This is a genomic window from Burkholderia sp. Bp8998 (assembly GCF_003854235.1).
Classification (GTDB): domain Bacteria; phylum Pseudomonadota; class Gammaproteobacteria; order Burkholderiales; family Burkholderiaceae; genus Burkholderia.
On the sequence record NZ_QTQF01000003.1, the window covers coordinates 235,122 to 250,854 of the forward strand.

At 66.3% G+C, this 15,733-nt stretch carries 14 protein-coding genes and 1 pseudogene; 7 read left to right on the forward strand and 8 right to left on the reverse strand.

Translation table 11 applies throughout. The features are described 5' to 3' along the window. Nucleotides 1–48: 48 nt before the first annotated feature. The 6 genes from DIE06_RS06080 (at nt 49) to thrS (ending at nt 5,825) form a co-directional block, all read left to right on the forward strand. Entirely contained in the window at nt 49–714 is a 666-nt protein-coding gene (locus tag DIE06_RS06080; protein WP_124660606.1) for an isochorismatase family protein, read from the forward strand. Further along, entirely contained in the window at nt 711–977 is a 267-nt protein-coding gene (locus DIE06_RS06085) for a phosphopantetheine attachment domain protein (protein WP_124660607.1), read from the forward strand. The genes DIE06_RS06080 and DIE06_RS06085 overlap by 4 nt, the downstream gene beginning before the upstream one ends. A 41-nt stretch (nt 978–1,018) precedes the next feature. After that, entirely contained in the window at nt 1,019–1,765 is a 747-nt protein-coding gene (locus DIE06_RS06090; RefSeq protein ID WP_124660608.1) for an SDR family oxidoreductase, read from the forward strand. A gap of 33 nt (nt 1,766–1,798) precedes the next feature. Then, the gene (locus tag DIE06_RS06095) at nt 1,799–2,377 is read left to right on the forward strand and encodes a hypothetical protein (RefSeq protein WP_124660609.1); all 579 of its coding nucleotides are present in this window, start codon (nt 1,799–1,801) and stop codon (nt 2,375–2,377) included. Next, nucleotides 2,367–3,815, forward strand: coding sequence for a chorismate-binding protein (locus tag DIE06_RS06100; RefSeq protein WP_124660610.1), 1,449 nt, complete (start codon nt 2,367–2,369; stop codon nt 3,813–3,815). The genes DIE06_RS06095 and DIE06_RS06100 overlap by 11 nt, the downstream gene beginning before the upstream one ends. A 102-nt stretch (nt 3,816–3,917) precedes the next feature. Next, nucleotides 3,918–5,825, forward strand: a complete 1,908-nt coding sequence (thrS, locus tag DIE06_RS06105; RefSeq protein WP_124660611.1) for a threonine--tRNA ligase — start codon at nt 3,918–3,920, stop codon at nt 5,823–5,825. A gap of 28 nt (nt 5,826–5,853) precedes the next feature. Here the strand turns inward: thrS and DIE06_RS06110 are convergent, their stop codons facing one another. From DIE06_RS06110 to DIE06_RS06120, 3 genes and pseudogenes are all read right to left on the reverse strand, one after another. After that, on the reverse strand, nt 5,854–6,483 hold the full coding sequence (locus DIE06_RS06110; RefSeq protein ID WP_124660612.1) for an acyl-homoserine-lactone synthase: 630 nt from the start codon (nt 6,481–6,483) through the stop codon (nt 5,854–5,856). Nucleotides 6,484–6,566: 83 nt separating this feature from the next. Further along, nucleotides 6,567–7,280 (reverse strand): LuxR family transcriptional regulator, encoded by a 714-nt coding sequence (locus DIE06_RS06115; RefSeq protein ID WP_124660613.1) that lies wholly within the window; start codon nt 7,278–7,280, stop codon nt 6,567–6,569. A gap of 449 nt (nt 7,281–7,729) precedes the next feature. Then, nucleotides 7,730–8,661: pseudogene (locus DIE06_RS06120) on the reverse strand (LysR family transcriptional regulator). A gap of 99 nt (nt 8,662–8,760) precedes the next feature. Between DIE06_RS06120 and DIE06_RS06125 the strand changes: the two are divergent. After that, nucleotides 8,761–9,204, forward strand: a complete 444-nt coding sequence (locus tag DIE06_RS06125) for a PACE efflux transporter (RefSeq protein WP_124660614.1) — start codon at nt 8,761–8,763, stop codon at nt 9,202–9,204. A 127-nt stretch (nt 9,205–9,331) separates the two neighbouring features. Here DIE06_RS06125 and DIE06_RS06130 read toward each other — a convergent pair whose 3' ends face one another. The 5 genes from DIE06_RS06130 to DIE06_RS06150 all read right to left on the reverse strand — a co-directional run bounded on the left by DIE06_RS06130 (nt 9,332) and on the right by DIE06_RS06150 (nt 15,500). Then, complete coding sequence (locus tag DIE06_RS06130) at nt 9,332–10,183, reverse strand: alpha/beta fold hydrolase (protein ID WP_124660615.1); 852 nt, start codon at nt 10,181–10,183, stop codon at nt 9,332–9,334. 271 nt (nt 10,184–10,454) lie between these two features. Further along, nucleotides 10,455–10,784: a DUF3579 domain-containing protein gene (locus DIE06_RS06135; RefSeq protein WP_124660616.1), complete on the reverse strand. Its 330-nt coding sequence runs from the start codon at nt 10,782–10,784 to the stop codon at nt 10,455–10,457. Between the two features lie 25 nt (nt 10,785–10,809). Beyond that, nucleotides 10,810–12,171, reverse strand: coding sequence for a sigma-54 dependent transcriptional regulator (locus DIE06_RS06140; protein ID WP_124660617.1), 1,362 nt, complete (start codon nt 12,169–12,171; stop codon nt 10,810–10,812). Beyond that, nucleotides 12,161–14,044 (reverse strand): ATP-binding protein, encoded by a 1,884-nt coding sequence (locus DIE06_RS06145; protein ID WP_124660618.1) that lies wholly within the window; start codon nt 14,042–14,044, stop codon nt 12,161–12,163. The genes DIE06_RS06140 and DIE06_RS06145 overlap by 11 nt, the downstream gene beginning before the upstream one ends. A 91-nt stretch (nt 14,045–14,135) precedes the next feature. Beyond that, on the reverse strand, nt 14,136–15,500 hold the full coding sequence (locus DIE06_RS06150) for a 2-hydroxycarboxylate transporter family protein (protein WP_124660619.1): 1,365 nt from the start codon (nt 15,498–15,500) through the stop codon (nt 14,136–14,138). Nucleotides 15,501–15,733: the final 233 nt, after the last annotated feature.

Below are 15,733 nucleotides of genomic sequence, written 5' to 3' on the forward strand. Positions count from 1 at the left end.
GACACGGGCCGCCGAGAGGCGGTCGTTACGAACGAAAGAGGATTCCTCATGGCATTACCGAACATCAAGCACTACGACCCACCGGTTCGGCCGGCAATGCAGCGGCCCGGTACGAACTGGCGCGCCGACGCGCGCCGCTCGGCGCTGCTGATTCACGACATGCAGCGCTATTTCTTGCGCGGCTACGAATCGACCGAGTTCGTCGGTCAGTTGATCGGCCGCATCGCGAGACTGCGCGCGCAGTGCGATGCGCTCGGCATTCCGGTGTATTACACGGCGCAGCCCGGCGACCAGCATCCAGACGATCGCGGGCTGCTCTGCGACGTCTGGGGGCCGGGCCTGTCGTCGCGCGCCGAGGATGCGGCGATCGTCGACGCACTCGCGCCGCGTCCGCACGACGTCGTCATGACCAAGCACCGCTACAGCGCCTACGCGAACAGCGACTTCCTGGACCGCCTGCGCGCGGCGGGCGCGCGTCAGCTCGTCGTGTGCGGGGTTTATGCGCACATCGGCTGCCTCGTGACCGCGACGGAGACGTTCATGGCCGACATTCAGCCATTCTTCGTGGCGGATGCGCTCGGCGATTTCTCCCGCGAACATCATCAACTCGCGATCGACTACGTGGCGAGCCTGGCCGGCCGCGTGCTGACGACGGATGCGCTGTGCGCCGAATTCGCCGAGACGCGCCCCGTGACGATGGAGGCGATGCAATGACGGCGACCCCGACCCCGACGACTGCCGGGCTGACCCGGGAACGCTTCCTCGCGGACGTGGCCAGCGCCGCTCGCGTCGACGTCTCGGCCATGTCCGACGGCCTCGCGCCGTTCGAGGCGGGGCTCGATTCGCTGCGGCTGCTGGTGCTGATCGACGGCTGGCGCAAGCTCGGCGTCGAACTCGGATTCGGCGAACTGGCCGAACGCCGCACGCTGGGTGACTGGTGGGCGCTGATCGAGGCCCGCGAGCGGGGGCGCGCGTGAGCGGGCCGGCGGGTCGACGTTTCGCCGGCCGGAACGTCATCGTGACGGGCGGCGCACGCGGCATCGGCGAAGCGGTCGCGCGGCTGCTCGCTGCCGAGGGCGCGCACGTGCAGGTGCTGGATGTCGCGGTGCAGGCATTGCACGCGTGGTGCGGCGACCTCGATCCGGACACGGCCGGCCGCATTCGTGCGCACGTGGCGGACATTCGCGATGCACCGGCGATCGGCGCGCTGGTCGCGGCGCTCGACGACGAACGGCCGGTCGACGGGCTCGTCAACGCGGCCGGCGTGCTGACGACGGGCGTGTTCCTGTCGACGGACGCGCAGTCGTGGCGGCACATGCTCGACGTCAACGCATACGGCACGCTCGTCGTCACCCAGGCGGTCGCCGCGCGCATGGCCGCGCGGCGGCGCGGTGCGATCGTGACCGTCGCGTCGAACGCCGGAGCGACGCCCCGTTCCGGCCTGACGGCCTACTGTGCGTCGAAGGCCGCCGCAACCATGCTGACCCGCTGCGCCGGCCTCGAGCTGGCCCAATACGGCATTCGGTGCAACGTCGTGTCGCCGGGCTCCACCGATACGCCGATGCTGGCCGAAGTGGCCGGGACGGGGCCGGAGCGCGACGCGCGCTCGATCGCGGGCGATCCGTCCGTGTTTCGCGCGGGCATCCCGCTCGGCAAGATCGCGGTGCCGCGCGACATCGCGCAGAGCGTGGCATTCCTGCTGTCCGACGACGCCGGCCACATCACGATGCGCGAGCTGGTGGTGGATGGCGGAGCGACGTTCTGAAACGGGCTGGTGACAAGAGTGACGAGGACAATCATGACGAATGAAGCGGGTGAGGTGGTGTCATTGCGATGGACGACGGGCGCGAGCGCCGCGGACGGCACGTGGCCGCCCGCCGCACGGGCGCTGGAGACGGGGCGCGCCGTCGCATTGGCGCTCGACGGCGGCGATGCGCGGCTGCAACGACGCGACGCCGATACGCTGCAGCGCTATCTGACGTTCATGGCGGGCATGCCCGTGCTGCGCGGCGAGGCAGGGGGCGGGGCGGGCGATGTGCCGGCGTTGCGCATCCCGCGGGGCGCACGACCCCGTGCGATCGTCGAGCACGCCAGGCGTCTGGCGGCCGCAGGGCATGACGTGCTGGTCTGTATCGCGGCACGCGGCGACGGCGAGAACGATCTATGCGACACGTTCGACGCACTGCGCGCCGTACCGCTGCGCACCGTCTGGCTCTACGACGCATGCGACGGCGCGGGCGACGTCGAGTGGACACAGGCGTTGCACCGCCGCTGCGGCCACTCGCTGAGCGGTGTCGTAGCGGCGGGCGGCTTCGAGGTGGCGCTGCGCTCGTGCAGTCACTTCATTCACGGCACGAGAGGACGATATGAATGTTGAATGTGAATTCGCGACCGACTTCGACCATGCGGCATTCGACCGCTTCCCGCTTCCGGCCGCCGTCGACGGTCGCGCACTGAAGCCCTTCGCCATTCGGCTCGCGCGCCGTCTCGCGGCGTTGCGCGCGAACGATGCCCGCGAGTTCCTGTGCGTGTTCAGCCGCGAAACCGCGCGCGGTCCCGAGACGATCGTCGCGATCGGTAGCGCGCTCGAGATCGACGCGCGGCGCGACGGCGACGTGATGCATCTTGCGCTGCGGGAAGGCGGGCGCGTGCTGTCGTCGTTGCGCTACACCGTCGACCGGCGTCGCGAATTTCATCAGCAGGTGTTCGACAACCTGTCAATGCTGGTTCGCCGGACCGGCCGCCATCTGACCGAGGCGACACTTCTCGGCGGCTGGCAGTGCGCGACGCATCCCGACGCGTTGGCGCAGCCCGCGCGGTTCACGGTGCCGCGCATCGCGATCGAATTGAGCGACGCGGGCGGCTGCGTCGTCGCGACGGCCGCCGATACCGGCGCGAAGGCCGCTGCGACCGCGGCGCTTGCCGGTGCGCTGTCGATGGACGACGCCGATGCGCCGGCGCCGGCGTGGCGCGTGCTCGAGCGGACGAACGTGCCCGATGCGCCGGCTTATGTCGACAGTCTGGTTGCGATGCTCGGCGAGCTGTCCGGCGACGCGCGCGACAAGGTGGTGATCGGTCGGGAGGTGCGGCTGGCGATCGACGGCGACGTCTGTCCGCTGGCACTGCTCGAATCCGTCGCGCGGCAGCAGTCCAACCGCTACGAATATCTGTTTCGCTGGGACGACGGCGACGCGTGGATCGGCATCTCGCCGGAAACGCTCGTGCGCGTGTCCGGCGGCGAAGTCTGCGTGGAGCCGCTGGCCGGCACACGCAAGGGCAGCGGCGCCACCGACCGGCATAGCCGTTACCGCGACGAGCTGCTGAGCGATGCGAAGGAGATCGAGGAGCACGAGACGGCCGCACGCATGTTCGAGGACGCGCTCGGTCGCGTGTGCGTGCCCGGCACGCTGACGGTGGACCATGCGCGCGACGTGCTGGACCTCGGCTATGTCCAGCACCTGCGCAGCAGGATGACCGCACGCCTGCGCGCGGATACCGACGTGTTCGGCGTGCTGGCGGTCATCTATCCGCCGGCCACGATCTGGGGAAAGCCGGTCGAGCTGTGCGGCGAGCGGCTGCGTCGCTTCGAACACATCGAACGCGGCTTCTTCGCGGGCGGGCTCGGCCTGTTCCGGCCCGCCGCCGGCGACGCCGATTTTGCGCTCGCGATCCGAAGCGCCCGCGTGACGGGCCGCGAAGTGCGCGTGTATGCGGGCAGCGGAATCGTCAAGGGCAGTGATCCGTATCGGGAATGGCTGGAAACGGGAAACAAGATGCGTCCGTTCCTCGCGAATGCCGCGTTCGATTCGATATAAAGTTCGGAAATGGCACGGATATGTGATAGTTTCATCCGCTCGCCCGAGAACATCGCATCGATGTGGCGCGTGTAATCTCAATATTCACGATTATTCAATTCCATGATTTCAATTGCTCTTCCGGACGGTAGTCGGCGCGCTTACGACCATCCCGTGACGGTCGCCGCGCTGGCGGCGGATATCGGCCCCGGCCTCGCCAAGGCGGCGCTCGCGGGTAAAATCGACGGCAAGCTCGTTGACCTGGATTACCTGATCGATATCGATGCGACAGCGGAGATCGTGACGGAAAAGCATCCGGATGCGTTGTCGATCATCCGGCATTCGTGCGCGCACCTGCTGGCACAGGCCGTGCAGCGCCTGTATCCGGCCGCGCAGTTCTCGATCGGCCCGGTGAGCGAGAACGGCTTCTACTACGACATTTCGATTTCGCCGCCGTTGTCGGAAGACGATCTGCCGCGCATCGAAGCGGAAATGCGCGCGATCGTTGCCGAGGCGGTGCCGGTTTCGCGGGCGGTTCTGTCGCGCGACGACGCGATCCGGTTCTTCTCCGATCGCGGGCAGACGTACAAGGCCGAGATCGTCGCGAGTATTCCCGAACACGAGCAACTGAGGATCTACACGCAGGGGGAATTCTCGGATCTGTGCCGCGGGCCGCACGTGCCGAACACGCGCGCGCTGCGCGCGTTCAAGTTGATGAAGACGGCGGGCGCCTACTGGCGCGGCGACTCGAACAACGAGATGCTCTGCCGCGTCTACGGCACCGCATGGCTGAACGACGCCGACCTCCAGGCATACCTGCATCAGCTCGCGGAAGCCGAGCGGCGCGATCACCGCAAGATCGGCAAGCAACTCGATCTGTTCCACATTCAGGAAGAAGCACCCGGCATGGTGTTCTGGCATCCGAAGGGATGGAGCGTGTGGCAGGTTGTCGAGCAGTACATGCGGCGCGTCTACGTCGAATGCGGCTACCAGGAAGTCAAGGCGCCGCAGGTCGTCGACGTGTCGCTGTGGAAGCGTTCAGGGCACTGGGACAATTACAAGGAGAACATGTTCTTCACCGAATCGGAGAAGCGCGAGTACGCGCTCAAGCCGATGAATTGCCCCGGCCACATCCAGATCTTCAAGCACGGGCTGCGCAGCTATCGCGATCTGCCGCTGCGCTATGGCGAGTTCGGCGGCTGCCATCGCAACGAGGCGTCGGGCGCGCTGCACGGCATCATGCGCGTGCGCGCGTTCACGCAAGACGACGGCCACATCTTCTGCACGGAAGCGCAGATCGAGGACGAGGTTGCCGCGTTCCATCGGCAGGCGATGAAGGTCTATCGGGATTTCGGTTTCGGCGACGACAGCATCGCGGTGAAGATCGCGCTGCGGCCGGAGCTGCGTCTCGGTTCGGACGAGGTCTGGGACCGCGCGGAAAACACGTTGCGCGACGCGCTGCGCAAGTGTGGCGTCGAGTGGGAGGAACTGCCGGGCGAGGGCGCGTTCTACAGCCCGAAGGTTGAGTACCACCTGAAGGACGCAATTGGCCGCGAGTGGCAGGTCGGCACGATCCAGGCCGACTACCTGATGCCCGAAAAGCTCGGCGCGGAATACATTGACGACCGCTCCGAGCGCAGGACGCCGGTGATGTTGCACCGGGCGATCGTCGGCTCGATGGAGCGTTTCATCGGCATCCTGATCGAGCACCATGCGGGGCACCTGCCGGTGTGGCTCGCGCCGATCCAGGCGATGGTGCTGAACGTGACCGATGCGCAGCGCGAGTACGTGCACGACGTGCGGCGTGCGCTGATCGCGCACGGCGTGCGAGTGGATGTCGACGTGCGTAACGAAAAGATCGGCTACAAGGTGCGGGAACACGTGCTGCAGAAGGTGCCGTACCTACTGGTGGCCGGCGAGCGCGAGCGCGAAGCGGGCGTGGTATCGGTTCGCGCCCATTCCGGCGAGGATCTCGGCACGATGACGCTCGAGGCGTTCGCGGCGCGCGTGCGGAGCGAACGCCCTGCCTGAACCCCGTCGGGCCCGGCAAAGCGCCGGGTCAGGCGGCTTCGGCCACCGGCTGCTCGTGCTCCGGCAGTGCGGCCGCGAGTCCCGGGATCCGGTGCAGGTGCGACAGGGAATCCGCGACGTCGATCCACAGCGCGATCGGCGTCGCGGTGTCCACTTTGTTGCGCGGGCTGAAGCGACGCGACGCGACGCCGAGATGACGGAGCATCCGCTCGATCGCGGGAGTGGTCACCGTCACGTAGCGCGTGATGCCCGACCGGTGCGCGTATGACAGCACGCTCGCGATCGACATGACGGTCGGATTCGAAAAACCGAATTGGCGCGTGACCGTGTCGCTGGCAAGCGCGAAGCGGCTCAACTCCCAGATGTCAGGCGCATTGGGCGCGGGCTGGCCTTCCAGTAGATGCGTGAATGAATTCTTCAGCATGTACGGACCTTGCGTGCCGAGGATGCGCCAGCAGCCGCACAGCTGACCATCGCTGGCGCGCACAGTCAGATACCGCGGGTCCAGCGCATCGTAGCTGTCCACCTCCATGCCGTCGAACACGTTGACGTCCCAGTTCAGGCGCTCCCTGAACACGCGGGCGCGCAGCCGGAACATTTCCTGAATCTCGTCCTGGTGAAATACGTTGCGACGCCCGATTTTGATCAGCGGTTTCATGCCATCTCCCGTTCAACGAAGGTGGCTTATTCTTAGGGAGGGCCGTCGTGGCGAATACTAGAACATTTGATAGGGTCCGGGTGTCATACGACGACCCATCCCTCGATCAGGCTTTTGGCGATCGCTTGCTGACGATTGAGTACGCCGAGTTTCTTGAGGATGTTGGACACGTGAAAGTTGACGGTCGCCTCGGAGCAGATCAGGATTTTCGAAATCTCCCACGACGTCTTGCCATTTGTAAGCCACTTGAGACATTCCGATTCCCTCGGCGTTAACGGAGATTTGCACGATTTGCGCGTATCGGACGGGAGGAGTTCCAGCCCGCATTCGAATGCCAGATCGCGCGTCAGCGTCAACGCGGAAACACTGGCCAGCATGTCGGCGCGGGTAAGCCTGCAGTCGGACGCAAAACTCAGCAAACCGAACTCCCCTTTCGAGCCGTGAATCGGTAACGTAATGCCGGCCTTCAGGCCATAGCCCGCCGCTTGCTCGTACAGCACGCACTCGCAGTGCGTGCGGAAATCCTCCTGATTCCAAAGCAGAGGCTTCAGATGGTGCAACGCATGGTTGACCGTGGGGTCGACGAGATGAAGCTTGTCCTGCAGATAAAGCTTGCGCCACGCCGCAGGGTAGGTGGTCCAGATTGCGGCATTTTCATAGTTGGCGGCCTTGGTCGATTTCAACCCTAATAAAGTCGACGTAAAACCATACTGTCTCGCGATCGTATTGAGCGCTTTTGTCAGGGATTCGCTACTGTCGCACGCGAAAATTATCTCGAACTCATGCAATGACTTCATGTTGGTTAAATATTAATGGCAGCTGCGTCTTTTTTATGTCATTCAGGCTGCACTGGGCCTCGGATCGATAATTGTGTCGGAACCTTGCTTTCGATTCAAGCATTGCCAGATGACATGTTGGTTGCATGGCTGCGGCGCGTCCGGGCTTGGTCGATGCACGCGATGGAGCGCGGCGCGGTTCAGCACGAGAATCGTTCACGTTAGTGAGCCGGGATATCAGTTGTCGTTCGAGATTTCAGGTAATACGGCGTGATGGCATTGAAAGTACTTTGAAATAAGGCGAATCGACAGCATCTTTCAATACGCGTACGGAAGACAGGGTGCTGGAAAAAACGACAAATATATGCCTGTTAGCATATTTATTATCGAATGAGCATTCTTGTCGCATGCCGTTTGTCAATCGACCGGCGGCCGCTTGGGATCGCAGCCGGCTAGATTGTTGATAATCGTCAGGACGGGTTAATCCGGCAACGCCTCGTGCGTGCGTGTGCGATCCGGCGATCCGGCGTTGCGTTCGGCGCGCAGCGCGTGCGCCCGCTCGCCGCCTTGCCGAGCCCCGTATGCTTCGGCCGTCGCAAGTACACGGGTAGCGGCAATCCATTGCGGATGTTTGCGAACACGAGCGGTGCGAGTTCGTCGTCGGCCACATACCGGCCGATGACCGATTCCGGCAAATTGGCCCAGCCATGACCGGCCTTCACGAGCGCGATCGCGGTCGCCATGTCGGTCACTTTCCACGTGCGGTTGCCGATCAGCGGCCGCACGTCGGTCAACGGCCGCTCCGGCTCGGCGATCACGATCTGCCGAAACCCCGACAATCGCTCGATCGCCTCCGGATGCGCGGCTTCCGCAATCGCCGGATGGCCGGGCGCGGCGACCGCGATCAACGCCTCGGTCCACAGCGCGTGAATCTGTTCCTGCGGATGAAGATCGAGCCCGCCGTACGCGACGCAAAGATCGACGGCGCCGCGATGCAGCGCGTCGACGATCGCATCCTGAGGCGCCGGACGAGGCTGACCGCGAGCGCCGGATATTTCGCCGCGACGGCCGTCAGCGCACGCGCAATCGGCGCGCCGTCGATTTCGGCCGCGAGCCCGAGCCGCAGCGTGTCCTCGACTCCCTCCGACAAATGCTGCGCATGCGCACGCAGCGCTTGCAGCCGTTCGGCGATCGAGCGCGCGTCAGGCAGCAGCGCGGCCATCGCGGCGGTGGGCGTCGGTTCGCGCGTGCCGCGGTCGAACAGCACGAGGCCCAGTTCGGCCTCGAGGTTCGCGATCGCCATGCTGACCGCCGACGGCGTGCGGCCGAGCGCGCGCGCCGCGGAAAACGAGCCTTTGTCGATGACGGTCAGCAGCATGTCGATGTGATCGCTGGTCAGCATGCGTGGCCTCCTGTCAGAAAAATTGAAAGGACCTGACTTTTGCGGACAGGGTACCCGCTGCTAGTCTCGCCACCTTGTTCGATTCGACGGGAGCGGTTCATGCACGGGTGGAAAAGACGCATAGTCCACGTCGTGATGTTCGAGGTGCTCGGCATCCTGATGGCGTCGACGGGGCTCGGCATGCTGAGCGGCGCGAGCGCGGAGGCTAGCGGCCTGCTGGGCGTGATGATCTCGACGACGGGCGTCACCGTCAATTTCCTGTACAACCTCGCGTTCGAGGCGTGGGAGCGGCGGCGTGCTGCGACGACACGCACGGTCGGGCGCCGCGTGCTGCATGCGATCGGGTTCCAGGTCGCGCTCGTGACGTTCCTGATTCCGCTGATCGCGTGGTGGCTCGACGTGTCGCTGCTGCAGGCATTCCTGTACGACGCGGTGCTGATCGTGTTCTTCCCGATCTTCACGTACGTGTACAACTGGGCGTTCGACAGCGTGTTCGGGTTGCCGGATGCTGTGACGCGCAAGGCGGAGCCGGCTGCATGGTGAGCCGCGCTGGCTGAATTGCGCAGGCAGATTGACGGGACAGCGGTTGAAGAAGCGGCGATGCGGCGCGAGTTCGCATCGTCGTTGAACAGCGAGGAGAACGGGCGGCGCAGAAGCCGCCCGAGAGCACTTACGCGGCGACGAACTCGTGCACGAAGCGGTTGAACACGGCGGGGCTTGCCGCATTCATCCCGTGCGACGCGCCGGCGACGGTCTGCCGTTGCGCATTGCCGATCCACTGCGACAGCGTTTCGACGTTGTTGCGGAACATCTTCGGGCTGCGCTGGCCATCGATCAGCAGCGTGCGGCATGCGATGTCGCCGGCCGTGTGCTGCGAATATGCGGGCAACGGATCTTGCAACTGCTTCGGCAGCGTGCTCGCGTTGTCGATCGCCATCGTGCGGAAGCGCGACGTGCTCTTCTTCCACGCGCCGGGCAGGCTCACGGAATCGACAAACATCTCGAGGCCCGATTCGACGTCGCCTTGCCCGATCAGGTTCACGGCCTTCGTGCGCAGCGCGATCGCGGCGGCGGGCAGCGCGGCTTCGCGCACGCCCGGCTGTTGCAGCGGGCCGCCCGGATCGGCGAGCGTCAGCGACTCGACGAGGTGCGGATGCTGGCGCGCGACGTTGAACGCGACGCTGCCGCCGCGCGAGTGGCCGACCAGGTGCACGGGGCCGAGATCGAGCGCGTCGATGAATTCGGCGAGCTCGTCGACATGGTTCTGCCAGCTGAACTCGTCCTGGATGCCCGCTTCGACGGCCGGCCAGTAGTGGCTCAGGCTCGGCGCGATGCAGCGGTAGTGGGCCGACAGCGAGGCGAGCTGCGGATCCCAGTAGCGGTAGTCGCACAGCGAGCCGTGCACGAACACCATCGGCGCGCCGCTGCCCCGCTCGACATACGGCAGGCTGATGCCTGACGAAAGCGTCGCAAATTGCAGGTCGGGGTTCGCGAGCACGGACGGCTCGATTCGCATGTTCATGACTGAAAGACTCAAAGGTGCGTCAACACGACGCAACTATGCATCACGGCGACCTGCAAGGAAAACGCATAATTTTCATCGTGACGATCAATTTTATTGATGGATCGGTCGCAAACCCTTGTCGGAGGGGGAGGGGTGTCGATGCTTTCAATCGTCTAACGATTAGTCGCGAAGCCGGACAGGCCTGAAACGGGCGTGCGGCGGCCTGCGCACCCGCGCATCGCAACCGTTGAAAAAGGGGAGGACGCGAGCCGCGAAAGCAGCCCGCGTTTCACCGCACCGCCAGCGCCGGCGCGGTCTGAAGCTCGACGGGGAGGTCGTTGTCGGCGGCGAACTGCATCGCGAAGTCGAATGCGTCCGCGCATACCGTGCGCAATTCGTCCGACACGAACAGGCATTTGACGCCGCCGTCGACGACGGGCATCGCGAGCCGCGACAGCGCGCACGGATAGCCGGGCCGCCGTTCGCCGACGAACAGCGTGATGACGCCCGCGAGGCGCTCGGGCCAGTCGCTCGGGCGGAAGGTTTTCCGCGCGCGGGTGACGCCGCGGATCAGGTGGCCGTCGATACGGCCGCGTTCGGTGATGTCGATGCGATCCATGCTGGGGTGCGTATCCTCGTTCGCGTCATTCGCCGCCGTCGGCCGCCGCGTCGCCGCGCGCGGGAATCCGCAGGTTGCGCAGCTTGTGATAGAGCGTCTTCTTCGGCATCCCGAGCGCTTCGCTCGCCTCCGCGACGTTGCCGTTGTGACGCTGCAGCATGTCCTCGATCAGCATCCGCTCGAAATATGCGAGCTGTTCCGCGAGCGTGCCGCCCGCAGCCGGCGTTTCGTCGGAGGACAGCAGGCTGTCGCCGGTCAGGCCGAGCACGAAGCGGTCGGCCACGTTCTGCAGCTCGCGCACGTTGCCGGGCCAGGCGTGCGTCATCAGTTCGGACACCTGCGCAGCCGTGACGACCGGCGCCGGCTGCCCGAAGCGCCGCGCGGCCGCGAGCACGAAATGCTCGAACAGCAGCGGCACGTCCTCGCGCCGCTCGCGCAGCGGCGGCAGTTCGATTTGCGCAACGTTGAGGCGATACAGCAAGTCCGCGCGAAAACGGTCGTCGGCCGCGAGCTCGGCGAGATCGGCTTTCGACGCGGCAACCACGCGGCAGTCGACCGGAATCAGCTCGTTCGCACCGAGCCGCTCGACCACGCGCTCCTGCAGCACGCGCAGCATCTTGACCTGCAGCGGGATCGGCATCGTCTCGATCTCGTCGAGGAACAGCGTGCCGCCGTCCGCCCATTCGATCTTGCCGATGCGTTTCTTGATCGCGCCGGTGAATGCGCCGGCTTCATGACCGAACAGCTCGCTCTCGAAGATCTGCTCCGGCAGGCCGCCGCAGTTCAGCGCAACGAAATGCGCGTCGCGCCGTCCGCCGAAGTCGTGCAGGCTGCGCGCGATCAGTTCCTTGCCGGTGCCCGTCTCGCCGGTGATCAGCACCGACACCGACGTATCGGCGAGGCGCAGGATCTTCTTGCGCACGTCGGCCATCGCGGGCGACTTGCCGAGCACGAACGCCTCGATGCCCTGCCAGTTGTTCAGTGCGGCGCGCAGCCCTTGCACCTCGAGCGTCAGGCGGCGTTTCTCGACCGCGCGCGCGACGCGCCCCGCGATCACGTCCGAAGAAAACGGCTTCTCGATGAAGTCGTACGCGCCGACCTGCATCGCGCCGACGGCCGTCGAGATATCGGCGTGGCCGCTGATCAGCACGACCGGGATCTGCGCGTCGATGGCCATCACGCGATCGAGCAGCTGCAGCCCGTCGATGCCCGGCATCCGCACGTCCGACACGATCACGACCGGCGCGCCGGGCGCGACGTGATGCAGCGCGTCGGCGGCTGATGCGAATGCGTCGACCGCGAAGCCGGCCAGCGCAACCGCCTGCTCGACGCCGATCCGGACGTTCTCATCGTCCTCGACGACCAGCACCCGAATCTCATCTTCCATGCTCTGTCCTTTGCAGCGTTGCCGCCGCGAATTCGATACTGAACTGCGCGCCGCCTTCGTCGCGGTTCGTCGCGGCGATCTTCGCGCCGAACGCCTCGACGATGCGCGACGTGATCGCGAGGCCAAGCCCGAGGCCCTGGCCGCGCGGCTTGGTCGTGACGAACGGCTCGAACAGGTGCGGCAGCACCTCGGGCGCGATGCCCGCGCCGCTGTCGGCGACCGTGAAGCGCACGCGGCCGGTTTCGTCCGGCCCGGCGGCCTCGATGACGATGCGCCGCACGGGCGCGCCGTGCACCGCGTCGAGCGCATTGCCGAGCAGGTTCACGATCACCTGCTGCAACTGGCTCGATTCCGCGGACACCGTGGTGCCGGGTGCGATGTTCACGTCGAGCTGCACGCCTTCGTCGCGGATCCGCGCATCGTAGATGAGCCGCGCATGCGCGACGGCCTCGTTCAGCGAGACCGCGACGCGCTCGACGTCGGGCTTGCGCGCGAAGGTCTTCAGCTCGCCGGTGAGCACGGCCATGCTGTCGACGAGCTTGCCGATCCGTTCGAGATTGGCGAGCGCCGGCGCCGGCTGGCCGCGCTCGAAGAACGTGCGCGCGTTGTCGCACAGCGTGCGGATCGCGACGAGCGGCTGGTTCAGCTCGTGCGTGAGGCCGGCGGCCATCTGCCCGAGCACCGCGAGCTTGCCGGCGTGCACGACTTCCTGCTGCGACGCGCGCAGCCGCTGCTCGGTGCGCTCGCGTTCGGCGATCTCGCGCTGCATGCGTTCGTTCGCGGCCGTCAGCGCGGCCGTGCGCTGCGCGACGGTCAGCTCGAGCTGGTCGTTCGCGCGCCGCAGCGCGTCCTGCGCGTTCAGCCGCGCGACGATCGCCCGGCGGCGCTGGATCGCGTAGCCGGCCAGCAGCGCGGCGATCAGGAACGCGCCGGTGACGAACACGAAGGCCGTCTGCTGCTGGCGCCGCGCGCCCGCGATGTCGAGCAGCACCATCAGCGAATCGCCGGCCTGCGGCGCGGGGCGCGACATCACGAGATAGCGCGTGGTGCGGCCGGCGTGGCGCGGATCGGGGAAGGTGCCGAACCACGCGGCCGCGCTGCGGTCGCCGATATGGCGGTACGGCAGCGCGTCGACCGTGCGGCCCGCGTATTGCCGCGACGCCTGGATGTCGCGCTGCTGCTGCGCGGTGATCGGGCGCAGCGCGGTGAATTTCCATGCGGGTTCGGTCGAGATCACGACGACGCCATTGCTGTCGACGACCATCGCGGCGACGCCCGGCGCGCGCCACGCCGATTCGAGCGGATCGACGCTGATCTTCACGGCGGCCACGCCGATCGCCGCGCCGTCGGCGCGCACCGCGCTGGCGAAGTAGACGCCCGGCACGCCGGTGTTGGTGCCGATGCCGAAGAAGCGGCCGCTGCCGCGCGCGAGCGCGTCCTTGAAGTACGGCCGGTACGACACGTTGGTGCCGACGAAGCTGATCGTCTCGTTCCAGTTGCTGGCGGCGATCACTTCGCCGCGCAGGTCGATCACGTCGACGGCGCCGCTGCCCGCGTCGCGGTTCACGGCTTCGAGATAGGTGTTGACCGAATGGACGAGGTCGGGCGCGTCGTGTGGTGCGGCCTTCAGCATCGCGCGGACGCTGTCCTGCCGCGCGACCAGGCCGGGCAGGATCTCGAAGCGGCCGAGCTCGCTCTTCAGGCTCGACGCATACAGGTCGAGCCGGTGCGCGCCGGTTTCCTCGAGTGCATCGATCGCGCGTTCCCACGCGAAATCGACGGCCGCGCCCGCCACGCCGACATACAGCACGGCGGCCGACGCCCAGCCCCACCACGGGATGCCCTTGAAACTCTTCTGCACGTTCGCCCTCATCGAAGCCCGCAACCGGTCGTCCGGAGCGACGCCCCGAACGACGCGCGCCGCGCGCCGGCCTGGCCGGCGCGACGGTGCGCGCAGCGGCGCGTCATCCGAAGTGCGCGACCAGGATCAGCGTCACCGTGACGACGATCGCGCCGCCGATGCGCGTCGCGATCTGCGCGAACGGCATCAACTGCATCCGGTTCGCGGCGGTCAGGATCGCGACGTCGCCGGTGCCGCCTTGCCCGCTGTGGCAGGCGTTCACGATTGCGGTGTCGATAGGGTACATCTTCAGCAGGCGGCCGACCACGAAACCGGTGCCCATCAGCGTCGCGACGGTCGACACGATCGTGACGACGTTGACGATCGTGAACGCGGCGGTCAGCTTGTCCCACGGCGTCATCGCGACGCCGATCGCGAACAGCAGCGGATACGTGACGGCGGTCGAGAAGAACTTGTAGACGACGAACGCGCCTTCCTGCAGCGGCGGCGACACCGCGCGCGCGAGCTTCACCAGCACCGCGAGGAACAGCATCGCGACCGGCGCGGGCAGGCCGAACAGCTTGTGCGCCATCAGGCCGACGAGGTACAGCGTGATCGCGGTGATGCCGGCGCCCGCGATGTGCGTGACGTCGACGTGGCCGCGGATCTCTTCGTTTTCCGGCGTCATGTCACCGGTTTCGCCGACCTGCAGGCGGCCGTTGCCGGTCAGGTGCGGCAGGCGCTTGCCGAGCATGTCGAGCGCGCCCGACAGGATGATCGCGGTCAGGCTGCCGAGCATCACCGGCGGCAGCACCATCGCGAACATCTCGCCCTGCGGCAGGTGCATCAGTTCCGAATAGCCGATCGACAGCGGAATCGCGCCTTCGCCGACGCCGCCCGCCATGATCGGCACGACGATGTACAGCAGCGTGTGGCGCGCGCCGAGGCCGAGCGCGGTGCCGACCGCCGTGCCGACGATCGCCGCGGCGACCGAACCGGCGGCGAGCGGAATGAAGATCTTCACGAAGCCCTGGATCAGCACGCGCCGGTCCATGCTCAGGATGCTGCCGACGATGATCGACGCGATGAACAGGTACAGGAAGTTCGTCGACTTCGTGAACTCGACGGTCAGGTTCAGCACCGGCTTCGGCAGCACGTGGTAGTAGGTGAGCGCCGACGGCACGAAGGTCGCGAAGATCGCGGCCGCGCCGATGTTGCGCAGCAGCGGCAGGCGCTTGCCGAGTTCGGCGCAGGTGAAGCCGAAGAACGCGAGCACGGCGATCGCCATCGAGATCTCGCCGGGCACCTTGCCCGTGACCGCGAAACCGACGATCAGCCCGAACAGGATCACGTAGACCGGCAGCGGGATGATGCCGATGCGGATTTCCATCAGCTTCCACCAGCCTTCCGGCCAGAAGCGTTCGCGCGTGGCGGGACCGGCTTCGGCAATGGCCTCAGGACGGGATTGGGTATGGATAGAGGTCTGCAAGACGTGTCTCCTGGTGTTGGAATGCCTGCGTTGCGTCGCGGCATCGTGTGCCGTCTATTACGCAACCCCCGTGCCAGGAATCCGGCCTGGTGGAATATTTTTAATGCATTGATTTATATGGGATTTGTTTCGTCTGCGGAAAGGGTTGCCGCGACAGGCTGGCCGAGATTTCGGAATCCGCCCGTCGGGCAGGCCGAGATTTCGGCCGGATGGCCGGCCGGGCACCCGCCCGC

Coding starts and splice junctions, on each gene's coding strand:
- DIE06_RS06145 (WP_124660618.1), bottom strand. CDS start 14,044: ATGAGGGCGAACGTGCAGAAGAGTTTCAAGGGCATCCCGTGGTGGGGC.
- DIE06_RS06100 (WP_124660610.1), top strand. CDS start 2,367: ATGAATGTTGAATGTGAATTCGCGACCGACTTCGACCATGCGGCATTC.
- DIE06_RS06115 (WP_124660613.1), bottom strand. CDS start 7,280: ATGAAGTCATTGCATGAGTTCGAGATAATTTTCGCGTGCGACAGTAGC.
- DIE06_RS06130 (WP_124660615.1), bottom strand. CDS start 10,183: ATGAACATGCGAATCGAGCCGTCCGTGCTCGCGAACCCCGACCTGCAA.
- DIE06_RS06110 (WP_124660612.1), bottom strand. CDS start 6,483: ATGAAACCGCTGATCAAAATCGGGCGTCGCAACGTATTTCACCAGGAC.
- DIE06_RS06125 (WP_124660614.1), top strand. CDS start 8,761: ATGCACGGGTGGAAAAGACGCATAGTCCACGTCGTGATGTTCGAGGTG.
- DIE06_RS06085 (WP_124660607.1), top strand. CDS start 711: ATGACGGCGACCCCGACCCCGACGACTGCCGGGCTGACCCGGGAACGC.
- DIE06_RS06095 (WP_124660609.1), top strand. CDS start 1,799: ATGACGAATGAAGCGGGTGAGGTGGTGTCATTGCGATGGACGACGGGC.
- thrS (WP_124660611.1), top strand. CDS start 3,918: ATGATTTCAATTGCTCTTCCGGACGGTAGTCGGCGCGCTTACGACCAT.
- DIE06_RS06080 (WP_124660606.1), top strand. CDS start 49: ATGGCATTACCGAACATCAAGCACTACGACCCACCGGTTCGGCCGGCA.
- DIE06_RS06135 (WP_124660616.1), bottom strand. CDS start 10,784: ATGGATCGCATCGACATCACCGAACGCGGCCGTATCGACGGCCACCTG.
- DIE06_RS06140 (WP_124660617.1), bottom strand. CDS start 12,171: ATGGAAGATGAGATTCGGGTGCTGGTCGTCGAGGACGATGAGAACGTC.